General features: G+C 63.9%; 18 protein-coding genes and 6 pseudogenes. 9 read left to right on the top strand and 15 right to left on the bottom strand.

The window, feature by feature from the left end:
- Positions 1-3 precede the first annotated feature (3 nt).
- A complete protein-coding gene (locus H9K75_RS00505; protein ID WP_187724360.1) occupies positions 4-1,314 on the top strand; it encodes a type II toxin-antitoxin system HipA family toxin in 1,311 nt (436 codons plus the stop codon).
- 47 nt (positions 1,315-1,361) lie between these two features.
- Here the strand turns inward: H9K75_RS00505 and H9K75_RS00500 are convergent, their stop codons facing one another.
- The 3 genes and pseudogenes from H9K75_RS00500 to H9K75_RS00490 all read right to left on the bottom strand — a co-directional run bounded on the left by H9K75_RS00500 (position 1,362) and on the right by H9K75_RS00490 (position 3,286).
- Entirely contained in the window at positions 1,362-2,021 is a 660-nt protein-coding gene (locus tag H9K75_RS00500) for a dihydrofolate reductase family protein (protein WP_187724359.1), read from the bottom strand.
- A 49-nt stretch (positions 2,022-2,070) separates the two neighbouring features.
- Positions 2,071-2,402 (bottom strand): annotated as a pseudogene (locus tag H9K75_RS00495) (SMR family transporter).
- 39 nt (positions 2,403-2,441) lie between these two features.
- Positions 2,442-3,286, bottom strand: a pseudogene (locus tag H9K75_RS00490) (fumarylacetoacetate hydrolase family protein).
- A gap of 177 nt (positions 3,287-3,463) precedes the next feature.
- Between H9K75_RS00490 and H9K75_RS00485 the strand changes: the two are divergent.
- Both H9K75_RS00485 and H9K75_RS00480 read left to right on the top strand, forming a co-directional pair.
- Positions 3,464-4,081 (top strand): chromate transporter, encoded by a 618-nt coding sequence (locus H9K75_RS00485; RefSeq protein WP_187724358.1) that lies wholly within the window; start codon positions 3,464-3,466, stop codon positions 4,079-4,081.
- 12 nt (positions 4,082-4,093) lie between these two features.
- Positions 4,094-4,690: a chromate transporter gene (locus tag H9K75_RS00480; RefSeq protein ID WP_187724357.1), complete on the top strand. Its 597-nt coding sequence runs from the start codon at positions 4,094-4,096 to the stop codon at positions 4,688-4,690.
- Positions 4,691-4,698: 8 nt separating this feature from the next.
- Here H9K75_RS00480 and H9K75_RS00475 read toward each other — a convergent pair whose 3' ends face one another.
- The 3 genes and pseudogenes from H9K75_RS00475 to H9K75_RS00465 form a co-directional block, all read right to left on the bottom strand.
- A complete protein-coding gene (locus tag H9K75_RS00475) occupies positions 4,699-5,427 on the bottom strand; it encodes an SIR2 family NAD-dependent protein deacylase (RefSeq protein WP_187724356.1) in 729 nt (242 codons plus the stop codon).
- A gap of 110 nt (positions 5,428-5,537) precedes the next feature.
- Positions 5,538-6,290 (bottom strand): 23S rRNA (guanosine(2251)-2'-O)-methyltransferase RlmB, encoded by a 753-nt coding sequence (gene rlmB, locus H9K75_RS00470; protein WP_187724355.1) that lies wholly within the window; start codon positions 6,288-6,290, stop codon positions 5,538-5,540.
- Between the two features lie 48 nt (positions 6,291-6,338).
- Positions 6,339-7,947, bottom strand: a pseudogene (locus H9K75_RS00465) (4-hydroxyphenylacetate 3-hydroxylase family protein).
- An 84-nt stretch (positions 7,948-8,031) separates the two neighbouring features.
- On the opposite strand from H9K75_RS00465, the pseudogene H9K75_RS24970 reads away from it, so the two are divergent.
- Positions 8,032-8,214 (top strand): annotated as a pseudogene (locus H9K75_RS24970) (TetR/AcrR family transcriptional regulator); the annotation flags it as partial.
- A 651-nt stretch (positions 8,215-8,865) separates the two neighbouring features.
- Positions 8,866-10,077: a serine/threonine transporter SstT gene (gene sstT, locus H9K75_RS00455; protein WP_187725850.1), complete on the top strand. Its 1,212-nt coding sequence runs from the start codon at positions 8,866-8,868 to the stop codon at positions 10,075-10,077.
- Between the two features lie 179 nt (positions 10,078-10,256).
- Here sstT and H9K75_RS00450 read toward each other — a convergent pair whose 3' ends face one another.
- Positions 10,257-10,970 carry an ABC transporter ATP-binding protein gene (locus H9K75_RS00450; RefSeq protein WP_187724354.1) on the bottom strand — a complete coding sequence of 238 codons (714 nt, stop codon included), beginning with the start codon at positions 10,968-10,970 and terminating at the stop codon, positions 10,257-10,259.
- A gap of 57 nt (positions 10,971-11,027) precedes the next feature.
- Between H9K75_RS00450 and H9K75_RS00445 the strand changes: the two genes are divergently transcribed.
- Positions 11,028-11,666 (top strand): arylesterase, encoded by a 639-nt coding sequence (locus tag H9K75_RS00445; protein ID WP_187724353.1) that lies wholly within the window; start codon positions 11,028-11,030, stop codon positions 11,664-11,666.
- Between the two features lie 7 nt (positions 11,667-11,673).
- Here the strand turns inward: H9K75_RS00445 and H9K75_RS00440 are convergent, their stop codons facing one another.
- Both H9K75_RS00440 and H9K75_RS00435 read right to left on the bottom strand, forming a co-directional pair.
- Positions 11,674-12,909 carry a PLP-dependent transferase gene (locus H9K75_RS00440; protein ID WP_187724352.1) on the bottom strand — a complete coding sequence of 412 codons (1,236 nt, stop codon included), beginning with the start codon at positions 12,907-12,909 and terminating at the stop codon, positions 11,674-11,676.
- A gap of 17 nt (positions 12,910-12,926) precedes the next feature.
- Positions 12,927-13,391 carry a BON domain-containing protein gene (locus H9K75_RS00435; protein WP_226858435.1) on the bottom strand — a complete coding sequence of 155 codons (465 nt, stop codon included), beginning with the start codon at positions 13,389-13,391 and terminating at the stop codon, positions 12,927-12,929.
- 171 nt (positions 13,392-13,562) lie between these two features.
- Between H9K75_RS00435 and H9K75_RS00430 the strand changes: the two are divergent.
- The 3 genes and pseudogenes from H9K75_RS00430 to H9K75_RS00425 all read left to right on the top strand — a co-directional run.
- Positions 13,563-14,650 (top strand): annotated as a pseudogene (locus H9K75_RS00430) (SulP family inorganic anion transporter); the annotation flags it as partial.
- A gap of 159 nt (positions 14,651-14,809) precedes the next feature.
- Complete coding sequence (locus H9K75_RS25320) at positions 14,810-15,235, top strand: STAS domain-containing protein (RefSeq protein ID WP_404826452.1); 426 nt, start codon at positions 14,810-14,812, stop codon at positions 15,233-15,235.
- Positions 15,236-15,339: 104 nt separating this feature from the next.
- Entirely contained in the window at positions 15,340-16,137 is a 798-nt protein-coding gene (locus tag H9K75_RS00425; RefSeq protein ID WP_187724351.1) for a sulfurtransferase, read from the top strand.
- A gap of 4 nt (positions 16,138-16,141) precedes the next feature.
- On the opposite strand, the gene H9K75_RS00420 is transcribed toward H9K75_RS00425, so the two are convergent.
- From H9K75_RS00420 to H9K75_RS00395, 6 genes and pseudogenes are all read right to left on the bottom strand, one after another.
- The gene (locus H9K75_RS00420) at positions 16,142-17,047 is read right to left on the bottom strand and encodes a pirin family protein (RefSeq protein WP_187724350.1); all 906 of its coding nucleotides are present in this window, start codon (positions 17,045-17,047) and stop codon (positions 16,142-16,144) included.
- A 113-nt stretch (positions 17,048-17,160) separates the two neighbouring features.
- Complete coding sequence (locus H9K75_RS00415; RefSeq protein ID WP_187724349.1) at positions 17,161-17,595, bottom strand: DoxX family protein; 435 nt, start codon at positions 17,593-17,595, stop codon at positions 17,161-17,163.
- 108 nt (positions 17,596-17,703) lie between these two features.
- Entirely contained in the window at positions 17,704-18,642 is a 939-nt protein-coding gene (locus tag H9K75_RS00410; RefSeq protein WP_187724348.1) for an adenylate/guanylate cyclase domain-containing protein, read from the bottom strand.
- Between the two features lie 359 nt (positions 18,643-19,001).
- Positions 19,002-19,448: a hypothetical protein gene (locus H9K75_RS00405; RefSeq protein ID WP_187724347.1), complete on the bottom strand. Its 447-nt coding sequence runs from the start codon at positions 19,446-19,448 to the stop codon at positions 19,002-19,004.
- A gap of 26 nt (positions 19,449-19,474) precedes the next feature.
- Positions 19,475-20,179, bottom strand: coding sequence for a YebC/PmpR family DNA-binding transcriptional regulator (locus H9K75_RS00400; RefSeq protein WP_187724346.1), 705 nt, complete (start codon positions 20,177-20,179; stop codon positions 19,475-19,477).
- Between the two features lie 95 nt (positions 20,180-20,274).
- Positions 20,275-21,446 (bottom strand): annotated as a pseudogene (locus H9K75_RS00395) (CoA transferase).
- Positions 21,447-21,461 lie beyond the last annotated feature (15 nt).

The raw sequence follows: 21,461 nt of genomic DNA, 5'->3' as shown, positions 1-21,461 counted from the left end.
ATCATGTCCACCTCCATCCGCTACCTGCGCCTGTTCACGTACCAGCCCGCTGCGCTGGGCGGCGGACGGCGCGCGGTTGGCTATCTCTCGCAGTATGGCGACATCCTGCGCGTCTCGTTCGAGAACGACTACATCGCCGACGCCAACCGGCCCACGCTGTCGCTGAGCTATCTGGGCGCGAACGAGCAGGATACGCAGCGCATTCTGACGTCGGCGCGCGATGCGCGGCTGGTGCGCACCGATGGGCGCTGGCCGGTCTACTTCCAGAATCTGCTGCCCGAAGGCCACAACCGCGAGCGCCTCGCACAGGAGCGCGGCTGCTCGCCCGACGACGAGTTCGAGTTGCTCGCCGCCGCCGGTCACGACCTGATGGGCGCGCTCGAGGTCGAGCCGATATCTCCACACGAGGACATTCCTGACGTGGTGCGCTACTGGCATACCACGCAGGGGCTCGACGTGCTGGAGCCCGGCTTTGTCGAATATCCGGTCGAGGACGCGACCTCGCTGCCCGGCATCGTCACCAAATTCAGCGCCGTGCAGGACGGCCGCCGCTACACGGTACATCGGCGCGGCGCGGCGGGAAGCGTGATTCTCAAGCTGCCGACCACCCATCACCCGGATCTCGTCGCCAACGAATACGCGTGCTACCAGCTCTGCCAGGCGCTGGGGCTACAAACCGCCGATGCCCGCATCATCACGCGCGAGCAGGCCGATCTGCCCGAACACGTGCCGTTCGACGAGATTCTTGCGGTGCAGCGCTTTGACCACCTGCCGGACGGCTCGCGGATTCACATGGAAGAGTTCAATCAGGCGCTCGGGTATGCGCCGCGCCACAAATACGGCAAGGGCCTGCAGCAGGACTGGCCGACCATGCTGCGCGTGCTTGATCGCCTGAGCCTCGAACCGGTGCAGGACACGCGCGAATTCCTCGCGCGTACCGTCGCCGCGATCCTCATGGGCAACACCGATGCGCATCTCAAGAACTGGGCGTTGATCTACCCGGATGGCCGACACCCTCGCCTCGCACCGGTGTACGACTGCGTGTGCGTGGCCTCGTTCTTTGAAGGCACGCTGCCTCAGCAATATGCCGTCAACAAGGCCATCGACGTCACCATGCGCAGACTGGGATGGGATGATCTTGAAGCGCTGATCAAATCCGCCGGGCTGCTGCGCGCATCACGGCATATCGCATTGCTGCGTGAACTGGTGGCGCGCGCCAAGGCCGAATGGCCCGCGCTGCTCCAGTCGGCTCCCGGAAACATGCGAACGACGGTGCAGAGCCGGTTGCGCGGTGAAGTGGCGCTGGCCGCGTAGGGCCTCCTGCTCACGCACCACGATCCCCGTGCATCGTGCGAAAGGCGTTAGCCCGCGCTAGGCTGGCGCCGCAGCACCACGTGCGTGGCCTTCTCCGACGCGACGGATTCAACGCATTCGTAGCCCAGCGTCCGCAGATCGATGCCTTCAAACAGGGGTTCGCCCTGGCCGAGCAAGACTGGCGAGATCGCCACGTGCAGCTCATCGATGAGTCCAGCGCGCAGAAACTGGCGAATGGTGTTGGGGCCGCCGCCGATCCGCACGTCCCTTGCTCCTGCGGCTTCACGCGCGCGATCCAGCGCCTCGTGGATGCCGCCCGTGACGAAGTGAAAAGTCGTGCCGCCCTCCATCACGATGGAGTCTCGCGGGTAGTGGGTCAGCACGAACACCGCCACGTGATACGGAGGGCTGTCGCCCCACCAGCCCTTCCATTCCGAGTCCGGCCAGTTTCCCCGGATCGGGCCGAACATGTTGCGGCCAAGAATCCACGCACCGACGTTGTGAAATCCGCGTGCGGCGAACTCGTCGTCGACTCCTTGCGTGCCCCCTTCCCTGCCGAACAAGGCCCGCTGAAGCGTGCGCGTGGGAAGAAGCCACTGGTGCAGATCCGTTCCGCCCAGGCCGAGCGGATGTTCGAGATCCTGATGCGGGCCTGCGCCGTAGCCATCAAGGGAAATGCTGAAAGCGTCAACGCGAACGCGTGCCATGGTTTGTCTCCGTGAAAATATCGATTCCGTTGCGCGCGACCCACCTCAGTCAATGCCCGGAAGTCTTGGAAAAGAGCTGAATCACGATCACGCCCGCGACGATCATTGCCATGCCCGCCATTGCCGGTAGATCGAGCTTTTGCCCCTGCACCAACCACGCCACGAGCGAGATCAGCACGATTCCCACGCCCGACCAGATCGCGTAGACCACCCCGTGGGGATGGTCTTCATCACCTGCGAGAGCAGATAGAACGATATGCAGTATCCCAACACGGCGAGCACGCTGGGAACAAGACGTTCAAAGCCATTGGAAGACTTGAGCGCGGTCGTGGCAAACACCTCGGCAAGGATCGCTCCGCCCAGCATCAAAAAAGCGTTCATGGATAGAAAAAGCTGCGTCTGAAAAAAGGGTGACCGAAGTCAATTCTGCACACACTTCAGTCGCTGCTCACCCAAGCCCTCAATCCCCAGCCGGATTTCATCGCCTGCGCGCAAGAATCGCGGCTGCGGTTTCTGGCCGAGTCCGACTCCCGCGGGTGTGCCGGTCAACACCAGGTCGCCGGGTTCGAGCGTCATGAAATCGCTGATGTAGGACAGCATGGTCGGCACGTCGAAGATGAAGTTCTTCGTGTTCCCATCCTGCATGCGCTCACCGTTCACATCCAGCCACAGGCCGAGCGCGTGCGGATCGCCGAGTTCATCCGGCGTGACCAGCCACGGCCCGATGGGCGCAAAGGTGTCGTAGCTCTTGCCCTTGTCCCACTGGCCGCCGCGCTCGGTCTGGTAGGTGCGTTCCGAGACATCGTTGGCCAGCACGAAGCCCGCGACATGCCCCAGCGCATCGTCCTTGCCGACATGCCTGGCGCGAGTGCCGATCACGATGCCAAGCTCCACTTCCCAATCGGTCTTGCTGGCTCCCGGCGGAATCTGTACGTCGTCGTTCGGCCCGCTCAAGGCGGTAATGGCCTTCATGAACAGCACCGGTTCGCCCGGAATGGCCATGCCTGCTTCGAGCGCGTGATCCCGGTAGTTGAGGCCCACGCAGACGATCTTGCCAACGTCGGCAATCGGGCAGCCGAGCCGGACACCGTCTTCCACCTGCGGCAGCCGGCTCACGTCGATGGCGGCCAGCGCCGCCAGCGTGCGCGGCGAAAGCTGCGCGGGCCGATATCGGGCAGCAGCATCGAGAGATCGCGCACGCGACCCGCATCATCGACCACACCGGCCCGCTCCTGACCGCGCGTACCGTATCTGACAAGCTTCATGGCGATCCCCTGGTTGGTTTCAGCAAATCGGCATGATGTTAGGCCTGTTCAGATGCAGCGGCATCCATCTCGGGAGCCGATGACCGCTTCTCGTTCGGCGATGCCTTGGCGCGCACGCCGACCGAGCCGCCGGGCTTAACATCGGAGCACAAGACCGAGACAACAAGACAACAACGAATGACCGCTTCCGCTCCGCCCATCGATCCGCCAGTTCCGGCGCTGCAACGACCCGCGAATTTGCGGGAATTGTTCTGGGCCTTCACCATTTTGGCCCTGCAGGGTTTTGGCGGCGTGCTCGCCGTGGTGCAGCGCGAGCTGGTGGATCGCCGCCAGTGGCTCACCAACGAAGAATTCATCGAGGACTGGGCGGTGGCTCAGATTCTTCCAGGCCCGAACGTGGTCAATTTGTCGATGATGATCGGCGACCGTTATTTCGGCCTGCGCGGCGCGATCACCGCCGTGCTCGGCATGCTGTGCATTCCGATGCTGCTGGTGATCGTGCTCGCAGTGCTGTACCAGCATTTCTCGGCCGTGCCGCAAGTGGCGGGAGCGCTGCGCGGCATGGGTGCGGTGGCGGCGGGCCTGGTGATCGGCGCAGGCTTCCGGCTGGCCGTGGCGTTTCGCAGGCATCCGCTCGGGAAGCTCGTGTGCTGGGTATTTGCGGCGCTCACCTTTGCCGCCATGGCTTTGTGGCGCTTTCCGCTCGGCTTTGTGCTGCTCGTGGTGGGCGGCGCGGCCTGTGTGTTCACCTGGTACCGGCTTGGTCGACCAGCGCAGACCGCAGCCAAACCCTGAGCGAGGCGCAGCATGGACACTCACGGCGCTCTGCAATTCCTCGACTGGCTGAACCTCTTCGTCTACTACCTGGTGCTGTCCCTGCTCTCCGTCGGCGGCGCGATTGCCGCCGCGCCCGACATGCACCGTTATCTGGTCGACGAGCACGGCCTGCTGACCGATGTGCAATTCACCAACTCCATCGCCATCGCGCAGTCGGCGCCCGGCCCGAATGTGCTGTTCGTGGCACTCTTTGGCTGGAACATCGGCATGAACGCGGCGCCCGCAGGCAGTCACCTGGGATGGTTGCTGGGCTGTCTGGGCGTGCTGGTGTGCATGGTCGGCATTCTGTTGCCAAGCAGCACGCTCACCTTCGTGGCCACGCGCTGGGCGCAACGACATCGCGAAAAACGTGCCGTTCGCGCATTCAAGCAAGGCATGGCGCCGGTGGTCGTCGGGCTGCTGTGCGCGACCGGCTGGGTGCTTGCAAGCGCCCATGGCGGGCCACTCGCCGCATGGCCGCTGTGGTGCGTGACGGCGGTGACGGCCCTGCTCGTCTGGCGCACGCGCATCCACCTGCTGTGGTTGCTGGCCGTGGGCGCGGCACTGGGCGCGCTCGGCGTGATCTGAACAAGCGATCAGGCTGCGATTCGCGTCTCGCCGGTTCCCAGTATCCGGGGCAGCGCCACGGACGCCGGGCTGCGCACGATCAGATCGGCCGCGTCATCGAGTTCGCTCTGCGCGGGATTCACGATCAGCACGCTGGCACGCGCGCGGGATGCGAGGCGCGCGAGCCCCGCAGCGGGATAGACCGCTCCGGCCGTACCCACGACCAGCATCAGGTCACAGCCTTCGGCAGCCTGCTGCGCACGGTCGAGAACGCGAGACGCAAGCGCCTCACCAAACCACACGACCGCCGGACGCAGCAAATTGCCGCAGCGACCACAGCGCGGCGGATCGCCCGCCACGGCCTCGTCCAGACGACAGCAATCCTTGGGCGCATCCAGCCAGCGCTGGGTATTCAGATCACCGTGCAGGCACAGCACGTCGGTGCTGCCGGCACGCTGGTGCAGGCCATCGACGTTCTGCGTCACGAGCGTGAACTGCCCTGCCGCATGCCGCTTTTCAAACACCGCCAGTGCCACATGGCCCGCGTTGGGCTTCACCCTGGCCACCATCTCGCGGCGGTGCTCGTACCAGCGCCAGACCATCGCCGGATTGGCGCGATAACCCGCCTGCGAGGCCATGTCTTCGGGCCGGTACCTGGCCCAGAAACCGGTCTGTGCGTCCCGAAAGGTCGGCACGCCGGATTCGGCGCTGATGCCCGCGCCGGTGAGCACCACGATGTTTTTGGCCGCTGCCACCATCCGGCGGCAACGGCCATGGACTCTTCGTGTTCGCTCTGCCCTGTCCGGTTTTCGTTGCTCATGATGCCGATTCCCGCTCGTTCAATGGACGGCCCCGATCCGACGGACGATCAGAGCCCGCGCTGGCGCACGGCTTCGTAGAGACACACGCCGCTGGCCACCGACACGTTCAGGCTTTCCACCGCGCCCCGCATCGGAATTTTCACCAGTTCGTCGCAGGTCTTGCGCGTGAGCTGCCGCATGCCATCCCCTTCCGCGCCCAGCACCAGCGCGACCGGGCCCTTGAGATCGACCTGATAGATCGTGCGGTCGGAATCCCCGCTCGTGCCTATGCACCAGATGTTGCGCTCCTTGAGTTCGTTCAGGGTGCGGGCGAGATTGGTCACCATGAAGTACGGCACCGTCTCCGCCGCGCCGCTCGCCACCTTGGCCACCGTGGCGTTGATGCCTGCCGCGTTGTCCTTGGGCGCGATCACCGCATGCACGCCCGCGCCATCGGCCACACGCAGACAGGCACCGAGGTTGTGCGGATCGGTCACGCCGTCGAGCACCAGCAAGAGCGGATTTCTCACGCCATCCGCTTCGAGCTGATCGAGCAGGTCATCGAGCGACTTCACCTGCGCGATGTCCTGCACGCGCGCGGCCACGCCCTGGTGGCCGTGGCTGCCGGCCAGCTTGGCAATGCGCAGCGAATCGGCCTCGATCAGCCGCACGCCCGCCTCTTTGGCGCGCTCGACGAACTGGCGCATGCGCGCGTCGCGGCGCGTGGCTTCGTAGTAGACCTCGATGATCGATTGCGGCGCGGTCTTCATGCGCACGCCGACGGCATGAAAGCCGAACAGGACTTTGGGAGTAGATGACATCCTGCCATTATCCCGCGCCCTGCTCGTGCGCGCCGACCCGGGGGTTGATCAGGCCTCGGAGGGCAAGGTGGGAATCGGCACCATCACGGCTTGTCCGGGCGTGGTGCAACCCGTGTCGCAGCAACGGCCCGGCTGGCGATTGCGCATGATGGAGCGGTTTGCATCGTCGGCAAGCACGCCACGGTCGAGCAGGCGCTCCACGAGGTCCACCTTGTTGCCCAGCGGATAGTTGCGCCAGATTTCCTGCTTGAGCGCGGCGGGCGAGCCGCCTCCGTGCAGGCTGATCAGCGAATACCAGCCCGCCTGGTAGGAGGCGGTGAGGTCTTCCATGAAGCGCGCCACCTCGAGCCGCTTGTCCGCCGGCACGTCGGGGTTGGCGCGCAGCACTTCGGCGAGCGAGGCCGCCGTGGCCGGGTTGTGATCCTCATCGGGCCGGGAAGCGCGACGATCAGGCCGCCCGACACTTCGTGCGCGAGGCGATGCATGTCGTAGATCTGCGTCGCGAGCAGCAGCTTGCCGATGTTGCTGAACACCGCATCGGGCATGAAGCTACCGCTATGGCGGTCCTGGGTGGCGTAGACGCTCGCGGCGACGCCGCAGGCATAGAAGCCCTCGACGATCTTGATGAGTTCGACCATCGGTTCGCGCAGATTGCTCTTTTCGTCGGGCAACAGCCCATTGGCCTCGCACATCAACGCGCCCGCGCCGATCAGCAGGTCGCCAAACCCCGCGCGCGCCGCGATGCAACTGTGGCGATGGTGCGTGGCGTAGCTGTAGGTCAGCGTGTGGCTGAGTTCCCACTCGCCTTCAAAGAACACGCGATCCCAAGGCACGAATACCTTGTCGAAGATGACCACGGCCGTCGATTGGCCGTACTGGCGCGAAAACAGCGCATCGCCGTGTTCGTTCTTCTCACCGGGCCGCCCTGCCGGTCGCGACACCATCGTCACGCCTGTAGCGTCGACCGGCACGGCGCAACACACGGCGAAATCCGCATCTTCCCGGCCCATGTTGCGACTCGGCATGACCAGCAGCTCGTGCATGTATGGCGCGCCGGTGACGATGGCCTTGGTGCCGCTGATCACGATGCCCTTGGCATCACGGCTCACCACATGCACATAGGTGTCGGGATTGGCCTGCTGGTGCGGCTTCTTGCTGCGGTCGCCCTTGGCGTCCGTCATGGCAACGCCGAGCGCGATGTCGCGATCCTGCACGTCGGCAAGATAGGCGGCAAAGCGGGCGCGATGCTCGGTACTGCCGCGCTCGTCATCGATCCGCGCGACGGCCTGTGCGATGCCGTTGAGCGCGTCGTGGCCCAGATAGCGCTGCGCGCAGCCGGTTTCCTGACACAGCACGCGCACCACTTCAAGCTTGTTGAGCAGATCGCCCGACGATTCATTCACCTGCAGCATGCGGTTGACCACGCGATTGCGGCTCGACTGCGTGGCCAGCGCCAGACGCTGCATTTCGGGCGCAGCGCGAAGTCGTAGGTGAACGCCAGCGCATTCACGCCAGGGCGCAGCGAGGTCGCATCCGCGACGCTTTCGATCAACTGACCGTCCACGTAGACGACCGGTTTCAAGCGGCGCAGCGATTCGCGATATTCGTCGCCACTCATGAGCGCGACTCGGGTCGGCGCGGCAGTCTGGACATCCATGGTTTACTCCTTCATCGGGGTGGATTTCAATTTATTGAACACCGTTCAATATTTGAACACTGTTCAATAATTTAATCAATCGCTATGATCCGGGACATGCCCGGAAATGCAGCCCTCCCGAAGACTCCGCCCACCCATGCGCGTCTCGCGCGCCAGAAGATCATGTCCGATGCACGTCGCCAGCATGTGCTCGATGCCGCGCGTGCGGTGTTTTTCGAATCCGGGCTCGAGGGCACCAGCATTCGCGAAATCGCCCAGCGCGCCGGCTACACGCCCGGCGCGATCTACAGTTATTTCGCGAGCAAGGAAGAGGTCTACGCGGCGCTCCTTGGCGAATCGCTGGAACGCCTGAACGCCGCCGTGCAAAAGGCCGTCGACAAGACGGCCAAGCCGCCTCAAAAGCGCCTGCAACTGGCCGCGACCGCGTTCTTCAAGTTCTATGCCGACAATCCGCGCGATCTCGATCTGGGCTTCTACCTGTTTCAGGGCATGCAGCCGCGCGGCCTGACCAGCGAACTCGACGAGCGGCTCAACCAGCGCCTGCGCGATGCGCTCTCCCCGGTTCAGGCGGCGTTGCTGGCACTCGGCATGAGCGAAGCGGCAGCGCTGGCCGAGGTGACCGCCCTTTTCGCCCACGCGGTGGCCTGCTCGTGCTCAGCCACACGGGCCGCATCCGCATGTTCCGCCAAAGGTCGAGCGAACTGTTTGCCGCCTACCTGCTGCAGCTTGGCGAGCGCGCGCAATCCTGCACCACCTGAGCGGTATTCGCCCGATCGTAGAATATCGGCCACTCCCGCAAACGCCCGCACCACGCCGCCGATGATCCGCATCGCATCGTGGCGATTCTCTTTATCGGACGCACCCGGTGTCCACGCGCTCAACCACCCGATGAGCGTCGTCGGCATGGGTCCACAGCACATGATTCCTTCTCCCATCCTGAACCTGTACCGCCGCACCAGCCTGGTTGCGCAGATCGCCTTGGCGCTGGTGCTTGGCATCGTCATCGCGCTTGTGTCTCCCGGTGTTGCCGCGCAACTCTCGCTGCTGGGGACGCTGTTCATCGCGGCGCTCAAGGCGGTGGCACCGGTTCTGGTGTTCGTGCTCGTGATTGCGGCGATCAGCAATCACAAGGTCGGCGAGGCCACGCGGATCAGGGCGATCCTCGCGTTGTACGTGGTCGGCACGCTGGCTGCCGCATGCGTGGCCGTGGCGGCCAGTTTCATGTTTCCGAGCAGCCTGGTTCTGAATGCGCCCGCCGAGGGCATGAATGCGCCGGGCTCGATCTCCGAAGTCCTGCTGTCGTTGCTGATGAATGTGACCAGCAACCCCGTGAAGGCGATTGCCGACGCCAACTACATCGGGATTCTGGCCTGGGCCGTGGGTCTTGGCATGGCGCTGCGCCATGCGAGCGAAGGCACGCGGAACTCGCTGCAGGACCTGTCGGAGGCGGTCACCAGGATCATCCAGGTGGTGATCCGTTTTGCGCCGCTCGGTATTCTGGGTCTGGTGGCCACCACGTTTGCCGATTCCGGTCTGGCCGCTCTCAGGGGCTATGCGCAACTGCTCGCGGTGCTGGTCGGCTGCATGCTCTTCGTGGCCTTGGTGGTGAACCCCCTCATCGTCTGGTTCATGATCCGCCGAAACCCCTACCCGCTCGTGCTCACCTGCCTGCGCGAGAGCGGCGTGACCGCGTTCTTCACGCGCAGCTCGGCGGCCAATATCCCGATCAATCTGGCGCTCGCCAAGCGCCTGGGCCTGCACGAAGACACCTACAGCGTGGCGATTCCGCTGGGCGCGACCATCAACATGGCGGGAGCGGCCATCACCATCAGCGTGCTGTCGCTGGCCGCTGCGCACACGCTCGGCATCGTGGTCGACATTCCCACCGCGCTGCTGCTGTGCGTCGTGGCCTCGGTCTGCGCGTGCGGCGCATCGGGCGTGGCCGGTGGCTCGCTACTGCTGATTCCGCTTGCCTGCAGCCTGTTCGGCATTTCCAACGACGTGGCGATGCAGGTGGTCGGCATCGGTTTCATCATCGGCATCCTGCAGGACTCGGCAGAAACCGCATTGAATTCATCGACCGACGTGCTGTTCACCGCTGCCGCCGACATGGCAAAAAACCGGACGTAGCGGAACCTTAGGGCCTGTTCACCCAGCGCACGGGGATCGCGTTGTGCAGTCTTGGGATGGGATGCAAGGCGCGGGCTCGAAGCAAGGTAGGTACCTTGCGAGAGCCTGCAACGCCGCAGACGCCCAAGACTGCGCAACCCTTCGGGCTTGCGCGACCCCGTGGGTTGTGTGAACAGGCCCTAGTCGATATTCGACACGCGACCGGCCTCGATCACGATGCGCCGGTCGCAGCGCGCGGCGATTGCGCGGTCGTGCGTGACCATCACCAGCGTCGTACCCTGCTCGCGGTTCAGGTCGAACATGAGCTGCATGATGGTTTCGCCGGTCGCAAAATCGAGGCTGCCCGTAGGCTCGTCGGCCAGCAGCACTGCCGGTTGCACGACGAAGGCCCGGGCCAGCGCCACACGTTGCTGCTCGCCGCCCGAGAGCACCTTGGGGTAGTGATTCAATCGCTGGCCCAGCCCCACGCGCTCCAGCATCTCCTGCGCCCTTGCGCGCGCCTGCCGGTCGGCGACCAATTCGAGCGGCAGCATCACGTTTTCAAGTGCCGTGAGATTGCCCATGAGCTGGAAGCTCTGGAATACAAAGCCCATTTTCTGCCCGCGCAACGCGGCCCGCGCATCCTCGTCGAGCGCGAACATGTCCTGCCCTGCCATTCGCACCGTGCCCTTGCTCGGAGTGTCCAGCCCGGCGATGATCGACAGCAGCGTGCTCTTGCCCGAGCCCGACGCCCCGACGATGGCCACCGTTTCCTTGCGGGCGAGACGGAAATCGATATCGCGCAGAATGTCCAGCGACCCGGTGGAGTCCTCCACTGACTTGTAGACATGCTCGACGGCAATGATGGGTTCGGCAGTGGCGACAGCGGCAGGGACGGAACTGGAAACGGTCATGGGCACTCTCACTCGGGATGGCTGGACAACAGCAAGGACACAAGGATAGATCAAGCGATGAATCGACGTGACTGTATCGCGAGCATGGTGCTCACATGTGCCGCGTGGGCTTGCGGCGCGCAGGCTGCGCCGGGCAAGACGGCAAGGATTCTGGTGCTCGGTGACTCGATCAGCGCCGAATACGGTCTGGCGCGTGGCACGGGTTGGGTGGCTTTGCTGGAAAAGCAGATTGCCGCAGACAGGCTGGACGCCAGGGTGGTCAACGCGAGCGTGAGCGGCGACACCACGTCCGGTGGCCGCTCGCGCCTGCCCGCGCTGCTCAAGACCCATCAGCCCACGCTGGTGATTCTGGAGCTGGGTGCGAACGATGCGCTGCGTGGCCTGCCGCTCAAGAACACCGACGACAACCTCTCGTGGATGATCGAGCAGTCGCAGAAGGCTGGCGCCAAGGTCCTGCTCGTGGGTATGCAGGTCCCGCCGAACTATGGCGGCAAGTACACCCAGCAGTTCGGCGAGGTGTTCCCCGCCGTCGCCAGGAAGTACCAGACCGCGCTGGTGCCGTTTTTGCTCAAGGGCGTGGCCGACGATGCCGACCCGACGCGTCTATTCCAGACGGACCGGATTCACCCCAATGCAACCGCCCAGCCCTTGCTGCTTGCCAACGTGTGGCCGGTGCTCAAGCCCATGCTTCAGTAAGCTCTCTTCAAGCGCCGAACGCGGCCTTGAACGCCTGCGCCAGATCGGCCCGCAGATCGCGCGCCGATTCCAGTCCGATGGAAAACCGCACCAGGGTGCCCGGTTTCACGCTCGACGATGGCAGGCTGCGCATGCTGGGCAGTTCATAGGGAACCACGAGGCTGATCGGGCCGCCCCAGCTGTAGCCGATCTTGAACAGCGCGAGGCTGTCGCAGAACTGGTCGACCTGCGCCTGCGTGTGGCGAGGGTCGATGAGCACACTGAACAACCCGGCGGCCGCACCGCTCGGGTTTTCCTCGGTGCAGCACAGCGCCTTCCACATCGCATGTCCGGGCGAGTCCGCAAGCGCTGGGTGCAGCACCTGCACCACGCCCGGCTGCGTGGCCGACCATGCGGCCAATTCGCGCGTCACCCGGTCGTGCGCGTGGTAGCGCAGCGCCATGCTGGGCAGCGCGCGCAGCACGGCCTCGACATCGTTCATGCCCACGCCGAAGCCAATGCGCATGTGCGTGAGCTTGAGCCTCATGTGCAGCGCCTGATCGCGCGTGGTGATGCTGCCCATCAGCACATCACCGCCACCGCTCGGGTATTTGGTGAGAGCATGTACACAGACATCCACACCGAGACTGCCGCCGTCGCGCAGCAGATCGAACGGAGGAAACGCGAGACCGGCACCCCAGGTGTTGTCGAGCGCACAAAGCAGCTTGCGCTCGCGGCAGATGCGCACCTGCGCGATCAGATCGGGAAATTCGAGCGTGACCGAGCCAGGCGCTTCAAGCCACACCAGCTTTGTCTTTGGCGTGATCTTTGCGGCGAGATCGGCGGGATCCAGCGGATCGAAATACCGGTGCGTGATGCCGAACTGTTGGAGTTCGGCCTCGGCCAGCGCCTTGTTCGGACCATAGGCGTTGTCGGGCAGGAGCATCTCATCGCCGGTCTTGAGCAGCGAGAGCGACACCGTGGCGATTGCCGCGAGACCGCTCGGCACGAGCAGGCACTGCTGCGCGCCTTCCAGCGACGCAATCCGCTCCTCGAGCACATAACTCGTGGGCGTGCCGTGCAGGCCGTAGGTGTAGGCGGACTTGTCCTTCCAGTCGAAGTCGCGCATTGCGGCGACATTCGGGAAAAACACGGTCGATGCCTTGCAGACCGGTGGCTGGGGGGCACTGAAGCCACCAGGGGCCTGGTACCCGTGGTGGATCAGTTCAGTAACGATGTCTTTGGAGGATGGCGCTTGAGTCATCCCCCGATGGTAGCGTCTTAGCCGTTGCTTGGCTTCAGGCTGTTGACAACGCTCTTCACGCCTTCGACCGCCTGAGTCAGTCGCGCAGCATGAGCGGAATCGTCCGCCGTCTTCACGGGGCCGGACAGGGTCACGACACCGTCCTTGGTGTCCACCGAAATCAGCACTGCGCTCAGATTCGGGTCGGCTGCGAACGCGGCCTTCACCTTGGTAGTGATGGCGGTATCGTCGAGCGCCACCGCAGCATTGCTGGCGGCGGATTGTGCTGCCTGACCCGCGTCCTTGGCGGCCGCTTCCATCTTCTGCTTGGCTTCGTCGGCTGCAACCTCGGTCTTGGCGACCGCGGTATCCAGCTTCTGGCCGGCTGTCGGCTCGCCCGGCTTCTTGTCGCATGCCGCCAGGCCAGCGGCCAGCACTACGGCCAGCGCCACGGCGCCACCACGTTTCCACATTGCCTGCTTTTCCATATAGTCGATATTCATGGAGACTCACTCCTCATTCAAAATGCTAGAGCCTTTACTGTATTCAGCGAGCGCTGCGCCGTGGGTTCGCGCGTTACAACTATCTTTGTAGGACAATTCCCTTACGGATGTTCAGCGCATCGCACCGGGGCACGGACACCCTCGACAAGACACAAGAGACAATCGCCGTAGATGAATCTGCACACCCTGCGCCAATGGCTGCCGTTCCTGAATTGGCCGCGCCCCGCCCCAACCCTGCTCAAGCGCGAATTCGTGGCCGGCATGACCGTCGGCCTGATGCTGGTGCCCCAGGGCGTGGCCTACGCCGCGCTCGCCGGAATGCCGCTGGTGACGGGCATTTACGCATCGCTGATTCCTGCCGTCGTCGCCGTGCTGCTGGGCTCATCGACGCGACTCGGCGTCGGTCCCACCGCCCTCACAAGCCTGCTGATCGGCGCATCGCTCATCGGCATGGCCGAGCCCGGCAGTGCGCACTGGGTTTCGCTTGCGGTGTGGCTCGCGATTCTCTCCGGGCTGCTTCAGGCGGCGCTCGGTCTCGCGCGGTTTGGCTGGCTGGTCAGCCTCGTCACCTCGCCGGTTCTCACGGGCTTCACCCAGGCAGCGGCACTGCTGATCCTGCTGTCGCAGTTGCCCGCATTGCTCGGGCTGCGCACCGGTTGGCATGCGTTGTTCAGCAATCCCTCGGTGCACCATTTCGATTTCACGGCGCTGGCGTTTGGCATCGGCAGCGTGGTCGCGCTCGCGCTCGCCAAGAAGATCCGCCCGACGTTTCCGGGCGCGATTGTGGTGATCACGGGCGCGGGCCTCATCAGTTGGCTGATCGGCTTTGCCGATCACGGCGGTGACGTGATCGGTCACCTGCCCGCAGGATTTCCGAGCTTCTATCTGCCCGAGTGGCTGAGCTGGGACGAGTTTGGCGCGCTGATCATGCCGGTGATGATGGTGGCACTCGTGAGTTTTCTCGAGACCGCGTCGAGCGCCAAGATCGAGCATCAGCGCGACGGCACGCTGTGGAACGAAAACCAGGATCTGATCGCGCAGGGTCTTGCCAAGATCAGCTCGGGCTTCTCGGGGGCTTTGCCACGAGCGCATCCTTTTCGCGCTCGGCCCTCAACCTGTACGCGGGCGCAGAGACCGGCTGGGCCAATCTGTTTGCCACCGGTCTGGTTCTCGTCGCCTTGCTGTGGCTGATGCCCGAGCTGTATCACGTGCCCGACGCCGTGCTCGCCGCCGTCGTCGTCACCGCAGTGACCGGGCTATTCAAACCGCGCGAGTTGCTGCGCCTGTGGAAGGTTTCACGCGTGGAAGCCGCGATCGGCATCGGCACGGCGGTGATCACCATTGCCACCGCGCCCCGCATCTACTGGGGCGTGCTCGCGGGTGTGGTTGCGAACCTCTGCTTTTTTCTCTACCAGCGGATGCACCCACGCATCATCGAGGTCGGCGAGCATGCGGATGGCAGCCTGCGCGACCGCCATCTATGGCAACTTCCCGTGCTTGCCCCGCACCTGCTGGCCCTGCGCATGGATGCGGAGCTGGATTTCGCAAGCGCCGCGTCACTCGAACGCCGAATCACCTCCGAGCTGCAAAAGCGTCCCGATCTGCGTGATGTTTGCGTATTCGCCTCGCCCATCAACCGCATCGACATCACGGGCGTCGAGACCTTCCAGCGGCTGCACTCGCAGATCCGAAAACAGGGCGGCACCTTGATCGTGAGCGGCCTGAAGCTGCCCGTGGAGCAGCGCCTGGGCCGTGCTGGGGCGCTCGCAATGGACGGTCATCTCAAGCTCTACCGTACGGATACCGAGACGCTGGCCATATTGAGAAAACCCGCTGAGGGATAATTGCGGCCCCGCCCTATGCAGGCCAACGCTGAAATCCCCGCACCCCGTGCTGCGCTGGCGCCCGATTCGGCGTCGCCGCAAAACCTCTTTCTGGATGGCCCGCCGTGAACCCGGTACTGAATATTTCCTCCTATCTGTTCGTTCCCCTGCCTGACGCGGCCGCGCTGCGCGACACGCTGCACGAGCGCGCGGTGAGCGCCGGGCTCAAGGGCACGATCCTGATCGCCGAGGAAGGCATCAACATGTTCCTCGCGGGCGATGCCGACGTGGTGCGCGAGTTCATCGCGGAACTCAAACGGGATGAGCGTTTCGCGCCGCTCGATCCCAAGGAAAGCTGGTCGGACCATCAGCCGTTTCGCAAGATGCTCGTGAAAGTGAAGAACGAGATCATCCGCATGAACATGCCGGCAATCCGCCCGGCGTCGGGCCGCGCGCCTGCCGTCGCGCCCGAGACCCTGCGCCGCTGGCTCGCGGATGGCAAGGACGACACGGGCCGCCCCGTCGTCACGCTCGACACACGCAATGATTTCGAGGTCGATCAAGGAACGTTCAGAGACGCCATCGACTGGCGCATCAGCAAGTTCACCGAGTTTCCCGACGCGCTTCGCCAGCACAAGGCCGAGCTTGCGGGCAAGACCGTCGTGAGCTTCTGCACCGGCGGCATTCGCTGCGAAAAGGCCGCGATCCTGATGCGAAACGAGGGCATCGAGAACGTGTACCAACTCGAAGGCGGCATCCTCAAATATTTCGAGATGACCGACGGCGCTCACTATGACGGCGGCTGCTTCGTCTTCGACCAGCGCGAGGTGCTGGGCGCGAACCTCGATGCCGTGCCGCTGGTGCACGGCGCTCCGCCCGCGTTGTCGTCCATCGCAGAGGATGGCAACGACGACCTGCGTTGAAGGCCTAACGCCGCCTCACATAACGCTCGGGCAGAGGTATGAATTCATCGTCGCCCGGAACGCTGCCCATGGTGCGGTCTTCCCAGCGCTGCGCCGCGCGCTCGATCAGGGCCGTATCGCTCGCAACAAAGTTCCACCACAGGTGACGCGGCGCATCGAGTGGCATGCCACCCATCACGATCAGGCGCAGCGGGTCGTTCTTCGACGCATTGTTGACCTGCGTGGTGTGGCGTGGCTCCAGCATCGCCAGCGTATGGCAAGGGATGAACTCCTGCGCGAGCATCACGTCGCCGTCCACGGTATAGACGGCGGTCTCGTGCTCCCACGCAGGCAGCTCGAGACCGCCACCGGGACCGAGCTGTATGTCCAGATACAGCGTCTCGGTGAACGTTTTCACTGGCGAGCGATGCCCGTATGCAGAACCGATGAGCACGCGCACCTCGGCGTCGTCCACCCTCAGTTGCGGAATCTGCGATTCGGGCGTATGCGTGAACGATGGCTCGGTCTGCTCGTGGGCCAGCGGCAGCGCGGCCCAGAGTTGAATACCGTGATTGACGTAGCTGCTGCGCGCCAGATGCTGCGGTCTGCGTTCGGAATGCACGACGCCGCGGCCTGCCGTCATCCAGTTGATCGCTCCGGGCTCGATGAGTTGTTCCGAGCCCAGATTGTCGCGGTGCATCATCGCACCCTCGAACAGATAGGTCACCGTGGACAGGCCGATGTGCGGATGTGGCCGCACGTCGATCTGCGATTGGGGCACCACCTTGACCGGCCCGAAATGATCAAAAAACATGAACGGGCCGATGGCGCGACATTGCAGCGACGGGAGCATGCGGCGCACGACGAATCCGCCGCCGAGGTCCTTGACGTGGCCAGACAAGCGCAGCGGTCGGGGTCTGTTGATCGTCATGGCGCGTGTTTCACGCGCACGCCAAACGACACCACGCCCTGGATGCATGACAGTTCAACGACCATGAATTCCTCTCGTTCAACGACAGCGATGGCACTCCCGACCTGCTTCATTCAATAACCGGTCCGCCTCGAGTCCATGCTCCAAGCCCCGGCTCCCGCAACCGACAGCGCCAGCAGGCCGCCCACGATGGCGAGGTTCTTGTTGAACATGAGCTGCTGGGTTGCCGCCTGCGCACCGGAGAGCGTCCAGTAATTGTGAAACAGACATCCCGCCACCAATGTGAAAAACGCGAGTCCCCATGCGACAAGACGTGTCTGAAACCCGACGATCAACGCCAGCCCGCCGCCCACTTCGGCGATGATCGCCGCCGCCGCGAGCAACTGCGGCACTGGAAGACCTTGGGAGGCGATGTAGCCCACCGTGCCTTCAAAACCCGTGATCTTGCCGATGCCCGCCGGCAGAAAAAAGTAGGCGAGCAACAATCGGCTCACCAACAACAGCGCGGAATCCAGACCTGAACGGGAAGAGTGTGTTGCCGTGACCATGTGCGTCTCCAGAAAGGAATAACGCAGTACCCTAACCGGGCATGCAATGCGTGGCTTGTAGGATGAAGGCGCATCACGAAACGGTTTGCTTCACCGTGTCAGCACCTGTCAGCGCGGCGTCTGGCCCTCGCCAAAACGCAGATGCGGACCGGTGACCTGGAACGCGATGCGCGGTGCATCGTCGGCGGTGAACGGCACGCTCAACGCCATCTCCCCATTGCCATGCAGCACGCAACTGTCACGCCGCAGCTGGATGGGCGTGTCGCTGCCGTCGAAGCGAACCCAGGTGCCGAAGGTGCTCAGATCGGTCAGCTTGAACGTGCCGTCGTGCCAGTCGATTCTCGCGTGCAGGCGCGAGACGCGCGGATCGTCGATGTACAGATGCGCGTCGCTTGAGCGCCCGAGATGCACGGGCACTTCGGACGAACGGAACTGCATGTGCGCGCGTCCCCACGAAAACTGGATCTGCAGCGGCGCGGAACCCGCAACGCCGCCAAACTCGGTCAGGCCCGCATGCTGGGTGAGTTGCTCGACGCCCTCTTCCGTACGCCATTCGATCTGGTACATGAGCAGCGGTTCGGACTTGCCACGCACCTTCAGATGGCCCAGGCGCACAAAGCGTGCCGTCGGCATTTCGGCGGTGGCGCGCACCACTGCTTCCGTGGCCCAGATTTCGCCTGCCGCCGCGCGATCACACAAACGCGCCGCTGTGTTGACCGCGTCGCCATAACAATCGCCACCGACATCGACCACCTCGCCGCAATCGAGCCCGACGCGCACGTCGGGGTTGATCTTGTGGATGGGACGCGAAATCCGCTCACGATGCGCGCGCATCACGTTGAGCATGCCCTCAACGGCCACGGACGGCTCATCGAACAGCGCCATGATTCCGTCACCCAGCGTCTTGATGACGCGCCCGCCTTCGGCCTGGATACGGCCTGCCATCCACTGCACGACCTCGGTGACCATGAGCGCAGCGTGCTCATTGCCAAGTGTCTCGTACAGCGACGTGCTGCCGACGATATCGGCGAAAACGACGGTCGTCATTGCATGGGTCACGCAATGAACCTCTCGCGGGCCATGGCTCGCATTTTTTGAAAATCCCCTGCCTTGTGTTTTGCATCACCCGGATGCGCGGCGCGCATCGGGATGATATTCACGGTTTACCAAATCAAAATTGCAAACTGATTATCAACACATATCACAGCAAATGATACTTCTGACAATCGTCACAGTGACATCAATTGTCAACCAATTGATGTCTTGAGAGGACCGGAAAGAGACCGTGAAGAGGCAAGATAGCTTACTTTGGTTGCAATCAGGTGATCCGCGTCGATTGAGAATCCGGATTCACGGCAGGAATCATTCAGCGTCGGGATTGCGCAACGCCCTGCGAATTGAGAATCCTATGGCCTGCCACGCCCCGCCGCAGCTATGCCTCGCGCCACACGCGCGTTGTAGACCGTCAGTCGCGACAGTCCCAGACGTTCGGCGATCTTGGCGTCCGATTCGGTTCCGAGCAACGCCACGGCCTCGGGCGTCCACCCGAACCGCTGGGCCGTCGCCGACCTACCAGCCGCCGTTGCAGGAATCGACAGCGCCTGCCGCTTGGCGATCACGCTTGCCTTGCTGATGCCCCACGCCTGCGCGAGTTCGGCATCGACCTGCGTGCCAAGCCGCGCCAGCATCCCGTCAGTCCAGAGCACGTGACCGTATGCCGGAATGCCCAATGCGTTGCGCTTGAGGTTCACGGTCTTGGGTGTCGTGCCCCAACGCGCCGCCAGCACTGCGTCCTTGTCCGTGCCGAGCAGCGCCAGCATGGCTTCGGTCCATTCAATGCCGGGGCGACCCATGGGCTTGGCAACTCAATCAGAATCAATCAATCGACGAGACCGGCGTAGACGTGCTGGGTGTCGTCGTCGTTTTCGAGACCGGCGAGAAAGGCCTGTACTTCCTCCATGGCCTCGGCGCTCAACGAGGCCGCGCTGATCGGGTTCTTGGCCTTGTAGCCGAGCTTGGCCGACAGCACCTTCACGCCCTGGTCGGGAAGCGCCTTGCTGACCACGTCCAGATCGGCGGGGTCGGTGATGAACAGCGTCGTGCCTTCCTCATCGCCCGGCTCGAAGTCCTGGGCACCGGCTTCGATGGCGGCCACTTCCATGTCGGCATTGGCACTCGCGGGCTCGCCCCCGATCATGCCGACGTGGTCGAAATCCCAGGCCACCGCGCTCATCTGCCCCTTGCGGAACAGCACGCGCATGTTCGGCGCCGTGCGGTTGGGATTGTCGGTAAGACATTCCACCATCACCGGCACGCGGTGCGGCGCATAGCCCTCGAACACCACACGTTCGTAATTGACGGCGTCCGCGCCCACGCCCGAGCCCTTCTTGATCGCGCGCTCGAGAGTATCCTTGGGCATGGAAGCCTTGCGCGCCGCTTCCACGGCCATGCGCAGGGCAGCATTGCTGTTGGGATCGCCACCGGCGCGTGCGGCGATGGTGATTTCCTTGACGAGTTTGCCGAACAGCTTTCCCTTGGCGTCGGCGACCAGCGCCTTGCCCTTTGCTTTCCATTGCGCGCCCATGGCTGCGATCCTTGGTTAGAAATAAACCGTCGATTTTCGCCCAATTTCAATTCGGGGACGGGCATGGCCTCGCGATCCGGTTTTTTCCGATGCCGCTATCCGGCGCTCTCCCGGTCGGCGATTTCGCGTTTCAACGCATCGGTGTGCTGGCCGAGCACCGGCGCGGCGAAGGGTTCGGGCCAGGCGTGCGATCAAATTCCACCGCGCGCGTGAAGCCGCGATAACTGCCGAGCGTGGGATGCTCGAACGTCGTGATCATGTCTTCGGCCTGCACCTGCGGATGATCGAACATGTCCTCCACCGCGCGTGCGGCGGCGCAGGGTACCTGCTCGCCAAAGATCGTCTCCCATTCGAGCGCGGTGTGCGCCGCCAGCGCCTCGCGAAGCCTCGGAACCAGTTCGCTCTTGTGCTGCGCGCGCTTGCGCACGCTGTCGTAGCGCTCATTCGCGGCGATCTCGGAAAGGCCGGTCTTCTCGCACAGCGCCGCCCAGAAATGCTGGGTGTTGGCCGAAAGATAGAGGTGCCCCTCCTTCGTCGGGTGAATGCCGGTGATGCCGCCCGAGCGCATGTCGCGACCCACCTCGCGCGGTTCGCCCTCGGCCCAGATCAGGCGCGCGGACTGCATGGTCAGCGCGGCGCGCAGCAGCGATACGCCGACATGCTGGCCGAAACCGCTCTTCTCGCGCTCATAAAGTGCCGAAGAAACGCCACCCGCCACCAGTGCCGACGCGTAGTAGTCGACCACCGAACCATAGAGAATCTCCGGCGGCCCGCCCGCCTTGCCCTGCATCGTGCACATGCCCGTCATCGTCTGCAGTACCTGGTCATAGCCCGCCTTGGCCTTGAGCGGTCCCTTGCTGCCGTAGCCCGTGACGCTGCAATAGACCAGGCGCGGATTGATCACGGCAAGCTGTGCAAAGCCAATCCCGAGGCGCTCGGGAACGCCGGGCCGAAAGTTGTGCACCAGCACATCGGCATCCCGCACCAGCCGCATCAGCACGGCATGATCGGATTCCTGCTTGAGATCGAGCACCATGCCCCATTTGCTGCGATTCACGCCCACAAACGCGCGGCTCTCCGCGTCCAGCGTGGACGGATATTTGCGCAGGTTGTCGCCCACGGGCGGCTCGATCTTGATGACTTCCGCACCCTGATCGGCCAGCAATGAACACCCGTATGGCCCCGCAATGTAGGCGCTCAGATCCAGCACGCGCACTCCGCTCAGCGGCCCCTTGGGCCCCTTGCGCTCAGTGGAAGCAAAGCTCATTCCAAAACTCCAACG

Origin of the sequence: Diaphorobacter aerolatus (assembly GCF_014489535.1) — a bacterium.
In the GTDB taxonomy this organism is placed as follows: Bacteria; Pseudomonadota; Gammaproteobacteria; order Burkholderiales; family Burkholderiaceae_C; genus Diaphorobacter_A; species Diaphorobacter_A aerolatus.
The sequence above is the reverse complement of the archived record's forward strand: the minus strand, read 5'-3'. Positions and strand labels throughout refer to the sequence as shown.

Bases quoted from the DNA above. Each gene is read 5' to 3' on its own strand.
- H9K75_RS00420 (WP_187724350.1), bottom strand. From the start codon at position 17,047: ATGACGATCAACAGACCCCGACCGCTGCGCTTGTCTGGCCACGTCAAG.
- H9K75_RS00475 (WP_187724356.1), bottom strand. From the start codon at position 5,427: ATGGTGGCAGCGGCCAAAAACATCGTGGTGCTCACCGGCGCGGGCATC.
- H9K75_RS00440 (WP_187724352.1), bottom strand. From the start codon at position 12,909: ATGACTCAAGCGCCATCCTCCAAAGACATCGTTACTGAACTGATCCAC.
- H9K75_RS00445 (WP_187724353.1), top strand. From the start codon at position 11,028: ATGAATCGACGTGACTGTATCGCGAGCATGGTGCTCACATGTGCCGCG.
- H9K75_RS00405 (WP_187724347.1), bottom strand. From the start codon at position 19,448: ATGGGTCGCCCCGGCATTGAATGGACCGAAGCCATGCTGGCGCTGCTC.
- H9K75_RS00450 (WP_187724354.1), bottom strand. From the start codon at position 10,970: ATGACCGTTTCCAGTTCCGTCCCTGCCGCTGTCGCCACTGCCGAACCC.
- H9K75_RS25320 (WP_404826452.1), top strand. From the start codon at position 14,810: ATGCACCCACGCATCATCGAGGTCGGCGAGCATGCGGATGGCAGCCTG.
- rlmB (WP_187724355.1), bottom strand. From the start codon at position 6,290: ATGTCATCTACTCCCAAAGTCCTGTTCGGCTTTCATGCCGTCGGCGTG.
- H9K75_RS00435 (WP_226858435.1), bottom strand. From the start codon at position 13,391: ATGAATATCGACTATATGGAAAAGCAGGCAATGTGGAAACGTGGTGGC.
- sstT (WP_187725850.1), top strand. From the start codon at position 8,866: ATGATTCCTTCTCCCATCCTGAACCTGTACCGCCGCACCAGCCTGGTT.
- H9K75_RS00485 (WP_187724358.1), top strand. From the start codon at position 3,464: ATGACCGCTTCCGCTCCGCCCATCGATCCGCCAGTTCCGGCGCTGCAA.
- H9K75_RS00415 (WP_187724349.1), bottom strand. From the start codon at position 17,595: ATGGTCACGGCAACACACTCTTCCCGTTCAGGTCTGGATTCCGCGCTG.
- H9K75_RS00480 (WP_187724357.1), top strand. From the start codon at position 4,094: ATGGACACTCACGGCGCTCTGCAATTCCTCGACTGGCTGAACCTCTTC.
- H9K75_RS00500 (WP_187724359.1), bottom strand. From the start codon at position 2,021: ATGGCACGCGTTCGCGTTGACGCTTTCAGCATTTCCCTTGATGGCTAC.
- H9K75_RS00410 (WP_187724348.1), bottom strand. From the start codon at position 18,642: ATGACGACCGTCGTTTTCGCCGATATCGTCGGCAGCACGTCGCTGTAC.
- H9K75_RS00505 (WP_187724360.1), top strand. From the start codon at position 4: ATGTCCACCTCCATCCGCTACCTGCGCCTGTTCACGTACCAGCCCGCT.
- H9K75_RS00400 (WP_187724346.1), bottom strand. From the start codon at position 20,179: ATGGGCGCGCAATGGAAAGCAAAGGGCAAGGCGCTGGTCGCCGACGCC.